Origin of the sequence: Oribacterium sp. FC2011 (assembly GCF_000701645.1) — a bacterium.
In the GTDB taxonomy this organism is placed as follows: domain Bacteria; phylum Bacillota; class Clostridia; order Lachnospirales; family Lachnospiraceae; genus Oribacterium.
The window spans coordinates 326,375-343,471 of the sequence record NZ_JNJM01000001.1; the positions used below are offsets into that span (position 1 = coordinate 326,375).

The window sequence follows — 17,097 nt, forward strand, 5'->3', positions numbered from 1 at the left end:
ACAAAATAATGGTAAACCGATTTACTAAACATTTTTAGAAAGCCACCGGGGACGGTTCTCACCGGCGAGAACCGTCCCCGGTGGCTTAAGACATCTTCAGTTATGACCGTTTTTTATATTAAAATCATTCCTTATTCGGAGAAAAAATATTACAATATTGTATAAACAGGTTTTTTAACGTCGTGATAATTTAATACGAAATCTTTATTTACAAGGGGAGTGTATATGGGTAATGTAATGAACTTTAAGTGTCCCTGCTGTGCAGCGAAACTGGTCTACAATGGAGAGGTACAGGAAATGGCTTGTGAGTATTGCGGCTCACAGTTCAGCATGGAACAGATAAAAGCTGCGGAGGAATCTCTGAAGGATGATGCCGGCGGCAATAATATGGTATGGGACACACCGGATCAGCAGATAATAAGTGATGAAAACGGAAAGGTACAGGGTTACAGATGCCAGTCCTGCGGAGCCGAGATGGTTGCTGACGAAAATACTGCCGCAACAGAATGTCCGTATTGCGGAAATCCTTCCATCATACCTCAATCCTTCGAAGGTCTGTACCGTCCGGATCTGATGATTCCCTTTGCCGTAGGTAAAAAACAGGCAAGCGAAAAACTTAAGGAATTCACAAGAGGCAAAAAACTCCTGCCGGATTCCTTTACAGCCGGAAATCGTATAGAAAAGATTACGGGTATTTACGTACCTTTCTGGCTCTACAGCTGCCATGCCTCCGGTTCTGTTTCCTTTGACGGAGTAAAGGCAAAAAGCTGGGAAGATGCTAATTTTAAATATGTGAGAAAGGATCACTACCATATTACAAGATCCGGAGATATGGATTTCCATAGAATCCCTGTAGATGCTGCATCCCAAATGGATGATGCCACCATGGATTCACTGGAACCCTTTGACTTCGGAAAAGCAACAGCATATGATCCCGCATACTTCTCCGGATATCTTGCTGACCGCTATGATGTAATGGAAAGTGATGCTCAGCCAAGAGCCAACGAAAGGGTCCAGAATACCTTCAGGAATAAAATGAGGGAAGCTGTAAACGGATATACGGAAGTATCACAGAAAAGCGAGAGCATAAACCTGACTGATGCAAAAGCAGAATATGCCATGCTTCCGGTATGGATGATGACCACAAAATATGAAGGCAAATCATATACCTTCGGCATTAACGGCCAGAGCGGCAAGCTGGTGGGAAGTCTCCCCATAGATATGAATAAATACTATAAGTATCTGGGTATTGCCAGCCTGATATCATTCATCATATTCTTCGCACTATCGTTCCTCATATCATCAAACGGTATAACACTTACAGGAGTACTTATTCCAGCAGTAATCGCCCTCCTCATCGGATGGCTGTACGCAAACGGCCTGAAGAGTGCAATGAACACCATCGCTCCTAAGCGTACCGCAGCGGGCTACCTGAAGGATAGTTCCCTGAAATTTGCCGCCAATGTTGACCGCTTCCTGTATTACAAAACAGAAAAAACAGAAAAGCCGCAGAACAAGAAGTAAAACCAACGATAATCAGCCCCGGGAGGAAAATTCCTGCCGGGGCTGCGTTTTGCAAACGCATATTACTGTACTGTCATAAATGAACAAGACCGGTTCTCAATCACGGGAACCGGTCTTTTAATGTCATAAGATTTAATGTTATTTCTATAAATGTTATTTTCTGTAGCCTCCGGCTGTTACCGGCTTGATTCTTTCCTTCTCATCCTTATCGCCGAATCTGTAGAACTTATTGATCAAAATGAGACTTTCGGTTCCGTCCTTGAATGTCGAGCGGAAGATGGTGGACGCACACTGAATATCGTAGTAATCATTCATAAGATTTGCATAACATTCGGAAAAATGCTTGTCTGTGGGGTTAAGCTTTGTAGTAGTATTGTCTACATTGGTCACCTCTCCATAGAAGTACTCAAAATCATCAAGGAGACTTAAGTAGGAATAATCATTTACAAAATCTTCATCATCTCCATAATAATCATAATATGCCGCAGTCAGATCTCTGGCAGTTACATATCCCTCATCTCCGTCATATACGTATAAGAAATCATCAATGGCATCTGCATAAAAATCTGCGGGATATTTTATATTGCAGCCTCTTGAAGCAGATTTCATCATCCATCTTCCATCCTCATCATTATAAGAGAATGTAAGATCATCATCATATCTTCCGTAGGCTCTGGTTATCTTATTATCACCTGATGCGTCAGTTGATTTCTCACTTTCCGGGATATATGGAGTCAGAAGATCTCCTTCATCGTCTACAAGACGAACATTACTTGATATAGTGATCTTTTGTGGATCACCACCGTCTTCGGTCAACTCCAGAGTGTTTCCGTCAACCTTAAATGAGCCATCGGAAGTCACATCACCGCTCTTGATGTCATAAATCTCATATTTTCCCGTATCATACAATGCAAGATATATGCTGTCTTCTTTTTCATACTTCCAGTTACCGGCCAAATCATCAACGGAATAACTCCGCTCTTCTCTGTCCAATGCAGCACGTACTATGGGATCTTCAGAGTTCTCATCCATTTTTTCTCCGGATTTAGTATCCGACACAGAGTCAAAATCTATATTGAAGTCTTCCTGTTCATCATCCTCCTGACTCCTGGTGTCTTCTTTTTCATTGGACTTAGACTCTTCAGTTTCTGCCGCCTCAGTACCGGCTTCTTCCGTGGTTTCTGCCACTTCGGTGACAAACTCATCAGTAGCTCCTGCCACAGGCACCTCATTAGCACCGCAGGCAGCAATGCTGAAAGCTGCGATCACACCCAGTGCACCGATAAAACCTTTCTTAAATCTCTTTTTCATTACTTCCTCCTTTTTTCATTACATTGAAATGATTTTATTTTTTTTCAGGCGGCATTTTAGGGACAGGCTCAAATGTCTTCCATTACCTTTCTGCCTAAACAACACCTGAATTAGATACAATATATTTCTCAAGGATCTACACGTATCCAGTCTGTATAGTAGGTGTTCTTATAAACATCTTCCAAAATAAAGTGAATAATGGTTGAAGGGTCCTCCATGAGCATATACCCGACAGTTAACCCTTCCTCAGGAACAGTGACCCTTTCTCCCATCATACATGGGGTTTTTTCACCATCGTAACTGTGAAAGAATGATACGTAATCCAGCGTATCTCCTGCTTTAAGCTGTTTGAGATTTCGTATTCCGTCCCCTCCTTCTTCGTCCATTTCTTCCACTATCCAGTATCCCTGAACCGTTGCCCAACCATCTCCCTCTTCCGGCTGAACAAATTCCACGCGGATCCAAATGTAGTCATCATCATTGAGAATGGCAGGAATATATCCATAGTCATAAGCACTTCCGTCTGTCCTCATTCCCAAATCCTGCATATAATACGGAACGAAAACATCATTAAGTGTTACCCAGGAATTGTCATAGCTTGCGATAATGTTGCCGTCGCCTGTGTTTTCTTTCCATATGTCAATTCCCATTTCCATATAACCTTCGCCGGTATCCAGCCACACCTCAAGTCCGCAAAACGTCATGGTATCCAACTGTTCATGGGTAATATCTATCACATAGTTTCCGTCAACTTCCCTGTAGGGAATTAATTCCGGTATTTTGGTATCTGTCTCCTCTTCATAGAGCCTTGCAATATCATTACGGTACCAATCCTTTTTGGTATAGCCGTTTCCTTCTTTTGTTTCATCATCTGCCTGTGCCATGATAGTACAGAAGCTGGAAAGACTTTCTTTGTACGCCGGATCATAATTCAATGCATCGAAAACCGTGATCATCTGATCGAACTTCTCAAGGTTTTTATCCGGAAAGTACATGGCCAATCCATTTGCGCCCTTTATATTGGACTTCTGATAGATAACCGCATCAGAAACTGCTTTCTTCAGTTCCTCCTTACCCGAAAGCTCAGTCTTCTCCAAAAAATCAATGATATCCACCTGCTCATAATTACCGTCGCCGAAGCCTCTGGCATCACTTCTTGCTTTTGCTATCCGGCTGTACTCCCGGTTTTCCACTGCTGTTTCCGAATTTTTTGAAAAATCTATAAGTTCATCGTACACCTTTCCGAATTTGCTCAGATCCAGCAGGGAAAGTGTGTAGTTGTCTCCGCTTTCTTCATTGGAAGATGCAAAATCATCAACTATCTGTTTGCCAAACTTCTCCGGAGAAAGCCCGGGATCCTTAAGCAGCATTTTGACCCAGTCCGTGTAATACCATCCGTTTCCCGGCTCCATTTCCTCTGATGCTATAAGATAATCTGCATAAGGAGACAGCATATATGCGGTTTCCACAGTCCCCATGAGGCAGGCATCAAAACCGACAAAATCAAAATGCCGGCCTACCGCTTCAAAGGCTTTCTGCATCTGCTGAAGTCTCATCATGTAACCTGAAAACTGTTCATCTGCTCCGAAACCAAGCATCGATCCGCCGCCATGATTCCACAAAATGATGTCATAACGATCTGCGGGATAAGCATTGACACCCCAGTACATAAAGTCGGCCAATGTCTCCGGCTTTGACATATTGGCGAGTTCCAGTTCGTCCTTCGGAATCAGATCATCAGCACCTATTTCGAAACGCTGGATTTTGTCGGAAGCTATGTCAAAGTCATCGCTCCACTGTTTACATCCCCCTGTCTCCACCAGGATTTTCACACCCGAATCCACTGCACCCGCATCCTTGATGGCTGCCTGGATCTCATGGATATCCTTTGTTGCCAAATGATTCTGTGATTCCAGATTTGAGCCCACCATGTAGATGAGAACAACTGTATCCAGGTGCCCGTCATATACCTCTATCTCCCGATCTGACAATTTCAGCTTCTTATCACCGGAGCTTTCTTCAGAGCTCTTCTTTCCCTTAAGACCTCTTGACATATCTTCCGTCTGACCGGTTTCTGCGGAAGAGTAAACGGATTCTGCGGACTTGTTACAGCCTGAAAATATAAGCATGGAAGCGGCAAACAATACAAGTCCCGCTTTCCCGATTTTCCTGATCATAATGAAAGCTCCTACTCTTTAAAATCCGGTGTTTAATATACCTACGGTTTTTGGCGCCGGCCAAAAGGTGTTTAACGAAATGTATTTTCGTACATATTTTCACGATCACGTTCTGAAACCTTTACATTACTTTAAACTAAAACAAATATTTTTTCAGCATTATAATTTTGGTGGATTTTGTTTTGCGTTTGTGAAATTTATTATAGCATCACGCTTCACATCCAATCCGATATAACAAAGCCGGTTCTCTAACTCAAAAACCGGCTTTATCCATTAATTCAATATTTTTCAATTTTAAACCTCTGTTATATCTGACAGGCCGGGGCTACCTCTATACCGTACCCCATGGTTTCTTCAACACATTATTTTTTCCAATGCCGTCGCAATCCCATCATGGTCATTATCCAAAGTAATCATGTCAAATCTGCTACGCAGATCTGCGGGGGCATTTCCCATGATGACCGGTCTTCCGACTGTTTCCAGCATATGAAGATCGTTATAGTTATCTCCGAAAGCAATTGTGTTTTCCAGTGCAATTCCCTTTATCCTGCAGTACTCATGCACTGCACTTGCCTTGGTTATTCCCTTCGGATTTATTTCCAGCAGGATGTCAGATGACTTTGCAATGGAAAGTTCAGGGAAACTACCTTTCAGACTTTCTTCGACCATATCTATGGTACCGGGCTTGCAAAACAGCAGCACCTTTCCTATTTTTTCGTCATCACTAAACAACGAAAGGTCATAACCTGTAGGCGATGCTTCAACTATTGACGCCTCATTAAGGATTCCGGGATCGTCTTTACTGTTTGCAATCCATTTTTCAACAGAATATGCGCTCCAGGCTGCGGGTAGGTTTTCAAGTCGTACCCGCTTCAATATTTCTTTTACGGTTTCAATGATCATGCCCGCTTCATATAGTACTCTTCCATCTTCGTCCCTGATAACGGAGCCTCCGAGAGCAATTACCGAACAACTGAGATCATATCTTCGGATGATGGGTTCTATTCCGGATATGCCTCTTGAGGAAGCCAGAACCAGCTCCCTTCCGGAATCTGTCCAGGTTTTAAGTGCCGTAACAGTCTTCTCTGATATTCTGTGATCAGAATTCAAAAGCGTTCCGTCAATGTCTGTAAAAATAACTCTGTATTTTGTACTTCCCATATATTCTCCCCATCTCATGTTAATGCTGTTTTAGTCCTTTACATCCGGCACACAGATACAGATCTAACCGGCTCTATAAAAACCCGGTTTCGTCGTTTATCTCTTACCTGCAGGTTTCGATCTAATGGACTCCATAAAAACAGAGCTACGGGAACAATTATACCATCGCTCCCATAGCCCTGTGTATTACTACATAGTAGCGTATCTCATTATTGTCTCTTCAGAGAACTCATCCTTTTGCAGCTCACCTGTGATCCTCCCCTCATTCATAACGCAGATCCTGTCGCAGGTTCCTATAAGCTCAGGAAGTTCTGAGCTGACCATGATGATGGACAGTCCCTGCTCCAAAAGTGAATTAAGAATGGTATAGATTTCACGCTTGGATCCTACATCAACGCCTCTCGTAGGCTCATCTACAAGAAGTATCTTGCAGTCTGCAGCGATCCACTTACCGAGAACCACCTTTTGCTGGTTTCCGCCGGAGAGATTTTTTACATTGGCATCTCTTCCCGGGGTTCTGATATTGAAAAGCTCTATATACTTATCAGCGGCAGCTCTTTCCAGCTTTCTGATGATCTTTCCGAACTTATTGCTGTATAGCGGCAATGCCGGAAGAGATATATTAAATACAAGGCTGTTATTAAGCTGAAGTCCTTCAACTTTTCTTTCCTCAGGAACGATACCGAATCCTGCCTCCAGTGCCTGTTTAATGTTGTCAAATTTACATTCCTTACCGAAAAGTGTGATCTTGCCCCCATCAATCTTGTCCGCACCGATAATCGCTCTCAGGGTCTCAGTTCTGCCTGCACCGGCAAGTCCCGCAAGACCGAGAACCTCTCCCTTATGAAGTTCCAGGGAAACATTATCCAACACACCCTTCCTGCTGAGACCTTCAACCTTAAGGACCACATCTCCGATTTTCACATTTCTTGGAGGATAGATATCGCCCATCTCACGACCAACCATCTTTTCAACAAGCTTATCGGTATCGTAATCCTTCGTTATACCGTTCTCAACAAGCTTACCATCCTTCATGATGGTTATCTTATTGCAGAGTTCGAAGATTTCCTTTAAGCGGTGAGAGATGTAGACAAATGATATTCCCTGCTTTGAAAGTGACTTTACCAGTTCAAAAAGTGTTTTCAGTTCCTCATCCGCAAGAACCGCAGTAGGCTCGTCAAGAACTATTATCTTGGCATTCTTGGACAAAGCTTTCGCGATCTCAACCATCTGCCTCTTAGCTACGCTTAAGTTTCCTACCTGCTCGCCCGGATCAACGGGAAGATTCACACGGTCAAGAACCTCCTTGGCATCTGTCTTCATCTTCGCAAAGTCTATTTTTCCGAATTTATCTGTGGGATATCTGTTCTGATAGATATTTTCCGCCACGGTAAAATGAGGCAGGAGCATGAGTTCCTGATATATAACAGCCACTCCCTTTTCGATCATAAGAGCAGGAGTCGGATGCTCTATCTTTTCACCGTCAATGATAATCTCTCCCTCATCAAGAGTATAGGCTCCTGACAGTATCTTCATCAGCGTGGATTTTCCGGCACCATTTTCTCCAACTAACCCTAATATATCTCCGTCACAGAGTTCGATTGAGAGATCATCCAGTGCCTTGACACCCGGGAAAGATTTTGAAATATGATTCATTTTTAACATGGCGTTCTCTTCCTTCACATTTTATGAGCCAGGTATCAATAGTATCTGGCACCTGCCTGTAATCGACAGCACATTGACACACATCAGTGTGCAATGTGCTGCTGCTTTAATTACTGAAGACCTGTTCCGAGGTGCTCAGCAACGTTGTCTTTTCCTACAAGTGTAGGTATGCAGTTTACAACTTCATCCTGTGGCTGGTTTGTAAGAACATTATATGCAGCGATCATAGCTTCCGGAGACATTGTAGGATAGATGATTGTGAATGCCATCTGTCCGTTCTCTACCATCTGGAATGCAGCCTCTTCACCGTCCATACCTGTGATAAGGATGCCTTCACCATCACGTCCTGCAGCAACTACAGTCTCAGCAACAGCTTCTGCCATCGGATCGTTGTGGCAGTAAATTGCCTGGATTTCGCCTTCACCATACTTCTGAAGCATGTCTTCCATATATGATGCAGCCTTAGCGGAATTGAAATCACAATCCTGTGAATCTACGATCTTCATATCAGGATACTTTGATGCTAATGTCTCTTCAAAGCCTGCCTGACGATCGATAGCAGCTGATGAACCTGTAGTTCCGCATACTTCGATGATATTGCCCTTGCCGCCCATCATCTCAGCAAGCTTGTCTGCAGCCATAACGCCCATTTCCTTGTTGTCGGCTACAACCTTTACGGTAACAGGTGTATCTACTTCACGGTCCATTGTTACAACCGGGATACCTGCATCCATTGCCTCTTTAACAGCATCTGTCAAACCGTCTGATGTAAGAGGGGATACCATGATGAGATCAACACCTCTGGAAATAAGATCCTCAATGTTGGCAGCCTGTGTTGCAACATCGCCCTGTGCATCTGTCTCAACCCACTTAAGGTTAGGATAATGATCCTTTGCATAGGCCTGGTTTCTTTCCTTGATTGCGATTGTATATGCAGCATCGGTAGCTCTCTGTGCATAACCGATTGTAAACTCTTCGTCTCCGCTTGGTTCACCTGTTGCAGCCTGTTCTGTTGATGCTGCTTCTGTTGCAGCTTCCTTAGCTTCCTCTTTCTTTGTTTCAGCCGCAGCTTCCTTTGCCGCAGTTGTCTCAGCCTTAGACTCAGCCGGTGCCGGTGACTGAGATGATCCACAAGCACATAAAGATGCTACCATAACTCCAGTTAATAATGCTGACAATACTCTCTTTTTCATTATTTCCTCCTTAATCCTTTAAAAAAGATACATTAAAATTTTTGACGAATTGATTCGTCGGGTTTATTTCACATCGGGTCCGGTTCTGAAATGTCCCATCCTCATCCCGAAAGCAAAATCCTGTTAATCTCCATACCGCTGTCGTTCTGTCAGCGGCACAAATAGTCCTGAAATACTTTTTTCTCTGTTTACTTCTTCTTTCTTGCTGAAATTCCACCGATCAATACGGCAAAGATTACTATGAGACCCTGTACGATATTCTGCATGTAGGAATTGATACCAACCAGGTTCATGATGTTTGACAAAACTGTGAGGAGACATGCACCTATAAGTGTTCCGGTAATCTTACCGACACCACCCATGGTGGATATTCCGCCGATGTAACACATTGAAAGGGCATCCAGCTCGTAGCCTTCACCTGCTGTAGGGTCGCAGGAGGAAAGCTTGGAAGTCAGAACAAGTGCTGACATGAAGCTTACAAAAGCTGTGATGATAAAACATATAAGCTGTGTCTTCTCAACATTTATACCGTTAAGTCGTGCTGCCTCGCGGTTATCACCGATAGCATATACGCTTCTTCCAAACCAGGTGTATCGAAGGATGTATAATCCTATGAGGAACATCACCAGGAAGATGATAACAGGTACGGGAATGAATCCGACATATCCCTGTCCGATAAACTTGATGTCGATTCCTGTGGCTCTCCAGTTCTGAGGTGAACCGTTGGAAATGTATTTTGCCAATCCTCTCAGCGCTGTCATGGATCCAAGTGTCATGATGAACGGAGCAAGCTTTCCTTTTGAGATACCGAGACCGTTCAGAAATCCGATCAGTATGGCAACTACCAGTGTAACCGGTATTGCGATCAAAGGATTCACATTGTTCTTAAGCATCTGCGCGATCATGATTCCGTATACCGCAACCTGAGATCCTACCGAAAGATCAACGCCTCCTGTCAGACATACAAAAGTCATTCCGAGAGCAATGATTCCGTTTATGGAAATCTGTCTCATGACATTTATAATGTTTGCTCCCTTTAAAAAGCTCGGACTTACAAGTGCTCCAACAATACACAATACAATAAGTGCCCACAACGTCCCCATCTCAGAAATCCATTTTTTTGATGAATTCTCTTTTTTTGCGAAGCTCATATCATTTCTCTCCTTAGTACAGTAAATCTTTTTCTCTGTCACGTTCTGTATATTTGACGGTTTTAGGATATAAAAAAAATGACGCCGGTATAAGTACCAAACGTCATTACAATACAAAAACAAATATCACTTATTATGATGACAAATGTCACTTGAAAAATTACATTCGTCATAACAGTTCAGTCGGTGGACCTTTACCATTTGTCATTTTCAGTTATTGATGGTTTTCAGGAAATTGTTAATGTTTCTTGCCTGAATCACCTGCTCCATACGGATATTGGCATCACTTTTCAGGATTTCATTAACAGCAGCATCAACTGCACTTACAGCTTCATTAAAGCCGGAGAAACGCTGAGTGAAAAAAGCCTTCTGCATAGTATATTCCAGGGCTTCGATGTTGGGGGAAGCAATACCTCCCAGTCTTATCTCATTTTCTTTTATGAGTTCAGCCTCTGTCACATCCCTGCAAACAGATATCCCTTCCGAAAATTTAAATATCTCAGCCTGGACTTCTTCATCACAGGTAAGCATTTTCATAAATTCCCAGGCTTCGTCTTCCATAGGCGTTCCCGAATACATGGCAACTGAGATGAGCTCAAGAAGAGACGCATTGTCACCATCCGGTCCCGCCGGCATGGTGAGATAATCCCAGTCAAAATCCGCATAACGGCTTGCATGAACCGGATTGCTCAAATATGTTCTGTAGCTTGAAAAGTTCATTGGCTGAAAGGCAACATTGCCACGTTCAAAAGAAATATCCGCGCTTCCGGTACCTCGATTCAGAACATCCAGCTGATCAAGGAACATAAGCGCATTATATACTTTCTCATCCGTAAAATTACTCTCCATTCGTTCTTTGTCAAAGAGTGTCACATTATTGGAGGCAAAGGCTTCCTCCCACGAATAATCAACTACACCTGCCTGATCGATGGTTCCGTTGCCGTCAGTGTCTTTTGTGACTTTTTTGCAGATATCGTAGAAATCGTCCCAGGTCCAGCTTGCATCCGGAAGATCTATACCCTCATTCTCCAGTATTGTGCGATTTACAAACATAAGGTCGGGAGCACACTCAACAGGAAGTGAATACCTTATGCCATCTGATTCTCCTCCTGCATATGCTGCCTCATAATATTTCCCGGGATCAAAGGCCGCATCTCTTTCTATTATACTGTCCAGATTTTTCAAGGCTCCTATATCGGAGAGCATATTGGAATCATCCGGAAGTACTATGAAAACATCCGGTGCTGTTCCCTGTATGATCTGTTCTGCCAGCCACTCGGAATAATCTTCTTTCAGGATTCCCTTCTCATAAACAACCCTGATATTGGGATTCCGCTCCTCATATTTTCTGATCATACTGTCGATAAACTTGTGCTGATTTCCGTTTTGCTGATTCCAATAGCTGTCAGAAAATACGCCCACCGTCAAAACATTTTTATGATGAAAAGGAAGTGTTCTCCACCAGTCAGTCCTCAGCAAAATAACAAAGATCAGAAGAAAAAGGGAAAGCCAATATTTGGTTTTTCTGTTATCCCACATACTCATCTTTTAGTTCCGTTCTTTATTTTTGCTGTTCATCCGACTGATCGCATCGGACTGTACCGCCCAGATCGCGAGCTGCGTCCTGTTCTTGAGACCAAGTTTGTTTAATATATTACTCAGATTATTTCTTATGGTTCCTTCGGAGAAATTGAGCTTTGTGGCGATTTCCTTATTGGAAAGACCTTCAACTATTCCTTCGATGATTGCCCATTCACTATCCTTTATCTCCTCCAGGCTCTGTTCCGGCACTTCAACAGAATCCTTTGATTTTGCCATTTCCGAAAAGAGCTTAAGCACCTTATTGGTTATGTCGTCATTTATTATGGCTGTCCCGCTGTATACTTTTCGGATCGCTTCTATGAGCTTCTCAAAGGAAACTCCCTTCAGCAGATACCCGCTGGCACCGTTTTTTATGGCATTGAAAACATACTCATCATCATCGAAGGTGGTAAGTATGATTATCTTGATATCGGGTGTATTTTCCTTGATTATCTTGGTGCACACCACTCCGTCCATTTTGGGCATCCGCACATCCATAAGGATCACATCCGGCTTGTTTTCTCTCACACTTCTGATAACATCCGTGCCGTTGGATACAGCATCCGTAACCTCAAAGTCTTCTACACCACTAAGTATCATTTTAAGGCTCTGACGCATCAGCTCCTGATCATCGGCAATCAATATTTTGATCATCGGTCTAATCTACCTCCGTTCCCCAGCGAATCGGTATCTCCGCCTGAAGCAAAAATCCGTTGTTTCCATCGCATATTATTTTTCCGCCAAGCATCTCCAGACGCTCCTCCATATGGCTGAGACCAAAACCCTTTTCAAAGTCAGGACAACCTGCGCCGTTATCCCTGATGATAATGTTTAGCTTTCCATCTGCTTTGCTGATCGTAACCCAGATATCCTGAGGCTTTCCGTGCCTTACAGAATTGGTGATGCCCTCCTGAACCGTTCGGTATATCGCCTCCGCTTCATCATCTCCGAAATTATCTCTTAGCTTCACAGAGCAGTCATAGTGAAAATGAATTCCCGTGGATCGACGCATTTCATCTATCATCTGCTCGATCGCAAGGTCAAGGGACATATTTTCCAGACCATCCGGCTTCAGGGCTCTTACGGATCTTCGTGCATCCTCCATACCTCTGTGAGCCACTTCCGAAATAGCTTTGAGCTGCTCCTTTACCAGTTCCCCATTGGTATCAAACAGCATGATACAGGCTTCTATTCCTGTTACGATTCCTGTCAGAGAATGCCCTATGGTATCGTGAATCTCTCTTGCCAGGCGGTTTCTCTCACTGGTCTGTGCCATCAGGGCTGACTTTACTGAATACTCTTCGAGCTTGACATTTGCCTCCCTTAACTGCTCGTTCAGGGACAAAATACGTTCATTTTCACTCATCTGGATTCTGACCATGAAAAACATATAGCACATGAACAGGAATACATTTAGAAGCTTTCCCACATTGATCATTCCCTGAATAATCTTCGCATAATCACTTCTGTAATAGCTCAGATAATCCGAAAGAGAGGTCACCGGAATCCAGATAGACAAAATCTGACTTTCCAGCAGAAAATAACATATGCCAACAAGTACAAAGGTTATGTTACGGTTCCATTTGCCGGTAGGTCTTCTTATGAGATTTGCGATGATCATGAGAAACATTCCCATGTAGCTAAAGCTCATAATCCTGGAGAGTATGATAACTATAAATGTCTCCGTCAAAAGTTTAAATAAAAACTGTATCCCCTGATCTGTTTCGGTAGTAAGCAGCAAAAGTAAAGAAGCATAGAGCAGTCCGGCCGAAAGAATCGGTTCAAAGGGGCGGTCCGGAATGAGCTTTGAGTTCATGAGGAATGACAGCGCCGAGCCTTCATGTATATACCCCCACAATGCATGGGACATGATAAACATAATAAAAAGCAGCATCCAGAAATTCAGATGCATCATAAGATTTATCAGCAAATCCGGCAGTCGGTAATCTTTTATTATTTTTGCATTATTGCCATCTGTCTTTTTCATATTGATTAATGTTATCCTGTGTCACAATGTCTACAGGTACTGTAATTTTTGTTTCTATTTTGTTTCCGGCGATCAGATCATATAAAACCTCTGCCGCAGTTTCGCCTATTTTGGTGGGAAACTGAACAACGGAAGCCTTCATCATTCCTGCTGCTATCAAAGCCTTCGCATCCGGAGAAGCATCAACTCCGTATACATTAACATCTCCCGCAAGTCCCTTCTCCTTCAGAGCAGCTACAACACCTTCCGCAGCGGGATCATTTAAGCAGAATACCGTATCGAATTCGCGTTCCTTATCGAGATAATCCCTCATCTCGGAAAGAGCCTTTTCATATTGGCCATTGCAGTCAATCTGACACTCCAGGGTGTATGCAGGATTTTTAGAAACGGTGTTTAGGAATCCGGCTACACGCTGTCTTCCCGAAACTGCACTGTTGTGGGCCATAACCACAATCTTTCCTTCTTTTTGTGTTTTCAGCATGTATTCCCCATCCAGGCATCCGGCATTATAGTTGTCGGAAACAATAGTACAGTTAACCAGATTTTCAGTACTTACATTTGAATCTACTACGATCACATTGATGCCTTTTGCCCTGGCTTCTATAAGGACATCCACCAGTCCGTCAGGGTCAACCGGCGTCAGGATCAGAGCATCGATGCCCATTTTCATCATTTCCCTTATCTGCTCCTTCTGCCGCTGAACATCCATTCCCGGATCCCGCAGGATCACTCTGTCACCCTCTGCCTCAACCCTTACTCTTACCTGCTCATGGATTATCCTGAAGAATTCATTGCTCATGCTCATATAGCTTGCACCGATCAGTCTGGAGCCTTCCTTCTGATTCTTGGAAATGTCTATGGACCTGAGCATTATCAGAATACCGACTGAAAAAAGCACAAGGTACACTACCGTCAAAATTGTATAATACAATTGTCTATATTTTGTTTTTTTCATATCCCCACCTTATTCAGTCGGTGAACCAGGGGGACGGGGTTGGTGGTCCATTTTAGGAAAATGGACCACCAACCCCGTCCCCCCTGGCCCACCGACTGAACTGTTACATTCAATTGGGGTAATAGTAACTTGAATCCTCTGCTCCGTCAATCTTTTAACACAATGAATCACCCAATGATTTCAAAAGAAATACACCGGGGACGGTTCTCAACCGCGAGAACCGTCCCCGGCGGATACCCTGTTGTTTTCGTAAAAACATTTTACATTGGCCAAAACCCATGGGATAATGTGCTACACAACATTCGTCGTTCCGGAGGAAATGATTCTGATCCGGAGTCAGAAAGGATTGTATATGGCTAAGGTTATTGTAGGCATGTCCGGAGGAGTGGACAGTGCAGTTGCGGCATATCTGCTGAAGCAGGAAGGACATGAGGTTATAGGAGTGACCCTCCGTACTTGGCAGTCAAAGGATGGAAAAGAAAGCAGATGCTGCGAGATTGATGATGCAAGAAGGGTAGCTTGGAAGCTTGGAATTAAATATTATCCTTTCAACTGCATTGCGGAATTTGAGAAAAACGTTACAAAACCTTTTGTCAATGACTACATCTCAGGCAGAACCCCGAATCCATGCACCAGATGCAACAGATACGTAAAATGGGACAAGATGCTTTATGTGGCAAAGGTAATGGAGGCGGATTATATAGCCACCGGACATTATGCCGAGGTGGTGAAGCTTGAAAACGGAAGGTTCACTTTTAAGCAGGCGCTGCATGCAAAAAAGGATCAGACATATATGCTGTACTCACTTACCCAGGATCAGATCCGGGCGACGCTGATGCCACTCGGAAAGCTCACTAAGGATGAGGTCAGGAATATCGCCCAGGAGGCCGGTCTTCCGGTTGCGAAAAAACCGGATTCCCAGGAAATCTGTTTTGTCAGTGAGGGTACTAATTACACTGACTATATAGCAGAGTACTCGGATGCTCCAATGCCGGGAGCCGGAAATTTCGTTGATGAAGAAGGAAATGTACTTGGAGTTCATAAAGGCATCATCCACTATACCGTCGGCCAGAGAAAGGGACTTGGTATCGCGCTTGGATATCCCGCTTATGTAAAGGCTATAAGAGCCGACAGGAACGAGGTTGTTATCGGAAGTGAAGATTCGCTTTTCAGTGATGAGATAATATGCGGAGACATTAACCTTATGAGTATTCCTGAGCTTACCGGGAAGCTTCATTGTAATGTTAAAGTCCGCTATCATCATCCCGGTCAGGGAGCGTACATTGAGCGGATGGATGATAACCATATAAAGGTACATTTTGACTCTCCCGTGAGGGCTGCCGCTCCGGGACAGGCCGCGGTGTTCTATGATGAAAATAGCTGCGTGATAGGCGGAGGAGTAATCTGCTGACAAAAACAAATCATCATCCATTATCATTTCAAACCTTTACTGACAACCCTGTCTTCCTGTTCGCATCCGCAAAAGGTAATGACTACTTCTTCAGGTTTCTAGTGAAGCCTCACACGACTAAAGTCGCGTGCTTCCAAATTTAACACAAAAGAGTTTCTGGGTTTTCCCGAGAATCTTTTATATTGTCTCCTTTAGGGAGACAGAATTCCTTTCTACTATACAGTCTAAACTCAGAGATCACGCGACACTCAGGTTGCATAATTCCGCATTAAGACTAATTAACGTAGATAAGGTGCATTGGCTTCTCTTGGCAGCCGCAGGGACTTTTGCCTGCAGTGCCAACCCTTCGCTCACGGTCAGGGATTTTAAGATCTCACGGACAAAGTATCTTGATCCGATATTATATGTTGCGTTAAGGTCACAGTTATAATACTTGCCCGAACTGAATTTACACATGGAGTAGCTCTTAAGCATGGGATCGGTAGTCATCCTGTTACGTCGCTCTACATATCCGGAGCCATCGAATGCCAGTCTGGAAGTTCCACAGGCATTGATGTGGCTGATCCTTATAAGATTGCGATGCGCTTTATTTGCCACGACTGCCTGCACATAACGCGATTTCCAGAGAGCAATCTTCTGTTTTTTGGAACCGGAACCTTTACGCCCGAGATCAAGATGCTCAAACACGATAGTATCGCATCCGTACAGAACAGCTTTATCCACAATCCATTGAGCTGTTTTAACAGAGATATCTTTGTTGATGCCCTTGATGACAGCCCACTGGTGCGGACACTTGCGATTACCACGCTGTTGCATCCCTTTAAGCCTGTTAACAGCAGTCCAAAGACAGTCGTATTCTCTTGAAAGAGATAATGATTCCCTTCCAAGGACCGTGCCATCTGACTGCATTACAGACGCGGTTGCAGCGTGGTTCATCCCAAGATCAACAGCAAGGATACGCTGTGTCCATATATTTGAAGC

12 protein-coding genes and 1 pseudogene are annotated in these 17,097 nt (G+C 43.6%); 2 read left to right on the plus strand and 11 right to left on the minus strand.

Annotated elements, in window-relative coordinates:
- The first annotated feature begins 225 nt into the window (after window positions 1-225).
- A complete protein-coding gene (locus T357_RS0101325) occupies window positions 226-1,524 on the plus strand; it encodes a hypothetical protein (protein ID WP_049962195.1) in 1,299 nt (432 codons plus the stop codon).
- 153 nt (window positions 1,525-1,677) lie between these two features.
- Here T357_RS0101325 and T357_RS0101330 read toward each other — a convergent pair whose 3' ends face one another.
- From T357_RS0101330 to T357_RS0101375, 10 genes are all read right to left on the minus strand, one after another.
- Window positions 1,678-2,835 (minus strand): hypothetical protein, encoded by a 1,158-nt coding sequence (locus T357_RS0101330; RefSeq protein ID WP_031547857.1) that lies wholly within the window; start codon window positions 2,833-2,835, stop codon window positions 1,678-1,680.
- A gap of 128 nt (window positions 2,836-2,963) precedes the next feature.
- On the minus strand, window positions 2,964-5,012 hold the full coding sequence (locus T357_RS0101335) for a clostripain-related cysteine peptidase (protein WP_031547859.1): 2,049 nt from the start codon (window positions 5,010-5,012) through the stop codon (window positions 2,964-2,966).
- Window positions 5,013-5,366: 354 nt separating this feature from the next.
- Entirely contained in the window at window positions 5,367-6,173 is an 807-nt protein-coding gene (locus T357_RS0101340) for a Cof-type HAD-IIB family hydrolase (RefSeq protein ID WP_031547861.1), read from the minus strand.
- A 189-nt stretch (window positions 6,174-6,362) separates the two neighbouring features.
- Window positions 6,363-7,838 (minus strand): sugar ABC transporter ATP-binding protein, encoded by a 1,476-nt coding sequence (locus T357_RS0101345; RefSeq protein WP_031547864.1) that lies wholly within the window; start codon window positions 7,836-7,838, stop codon window positions 6,363-6,365.
- A gap of 110 nt (window positions 7,839-7,948) precedes the next feature.
- On the minus strand, window positions 7,949-9,031 hold the full coding sequence (locus T357_RS0101350; protein ID WP_049962196.1) for a substrate-binding domain-containing protein: 1,083 nt from the start codon (window positions 9,029-9,031) through the stop codon (window positions 7,949-7,951).
- A gap of 188 nt (window positions 9,032-9,219) precedes the next feature.
- Entirely contained in the window at window positions 9,220-10,182 is a 963-nt protein-coding gene (locus T357_RS0101355; RefSeq protein WP_031547868.1) for an ABC transporter permease, read from the minus strand.
- 210 nt (window positions 10,183-10,392) lie between these two features.
- A complete protein-coding gene (locus T357_RS0101360) occupies window positions 10,393-11,727 on the minus strand; it encodes an ABC transporter substrate-binding protein (protein ID WP_049962197.1) in 1,335 nt (444 codons plus the stop codon).
- 3 nt (window positions 11,728-11,730) lie between these two features.
- On the minus strand, window positions 11,731-12,417 hold the full coding sequence (locus tag T357_RS0101365; RefSeq protein ID WP_031547871.1) for a response regulator transcription factor: 687 nt from the start codon (window positions 12,415-12,417) through the stop codon (window positions 11,731-11,733).
- Between the two features lie 4 nt (window positions 12,418-12,421).
- Complete coding sequence (locus T357_RS21645) at window positions 12,422-13,750, minus strand: sensor histidine kinase (protein ID WP_049962198.1); 1,329 nt, start codon at window positions 13,748-13,750, stop codon at window positions 12,422-12,424.
- A complete protein-coding gene (locus T357_RS0101375) occupies window positions 13,728-14,705 on the minus strand; it encodes a sugar ABC transporter substrate-binding protein (RefSeq protein ID WP_044915745.1) in 978 nt (325 codons plus the stop codon). The genes T357_RS21645 and T357_RS0101375 overlap by 23 nt, the downstream gene beginning before the upstream one ends.
- A 352-nt stretch (window positions 14,706-15,057) precedes the next feature.
- On the opposite strand from T357_RS0101375, the gene mnmA reads away from it, so the two are divergent.
- Window positions 15,058-16,116: a tRNA 2-thiouridine(34) synthase MnmA gene (mnmA, locus tag T357_RS0101380; protein ID WP_031547877.1), complete on the plus strand. Its 1,059-nt coding sequence runs from the start codon at window positions 15,058-15,060 to the stop codon at window positions 16,114-16,116.
- Between the two features lie 237 nt (window positions 16,117-16,353).
- On the opposite strand, the pseudogene T357_RS21650 reads toward mnmA, so the two are convergent.
- Window positions 16,354-17,097, minus strand: a pseudogene (locus T357_RS21650) (IS200/IS605 family accessory protein TnpB-related protein); the annotation flags it as partial.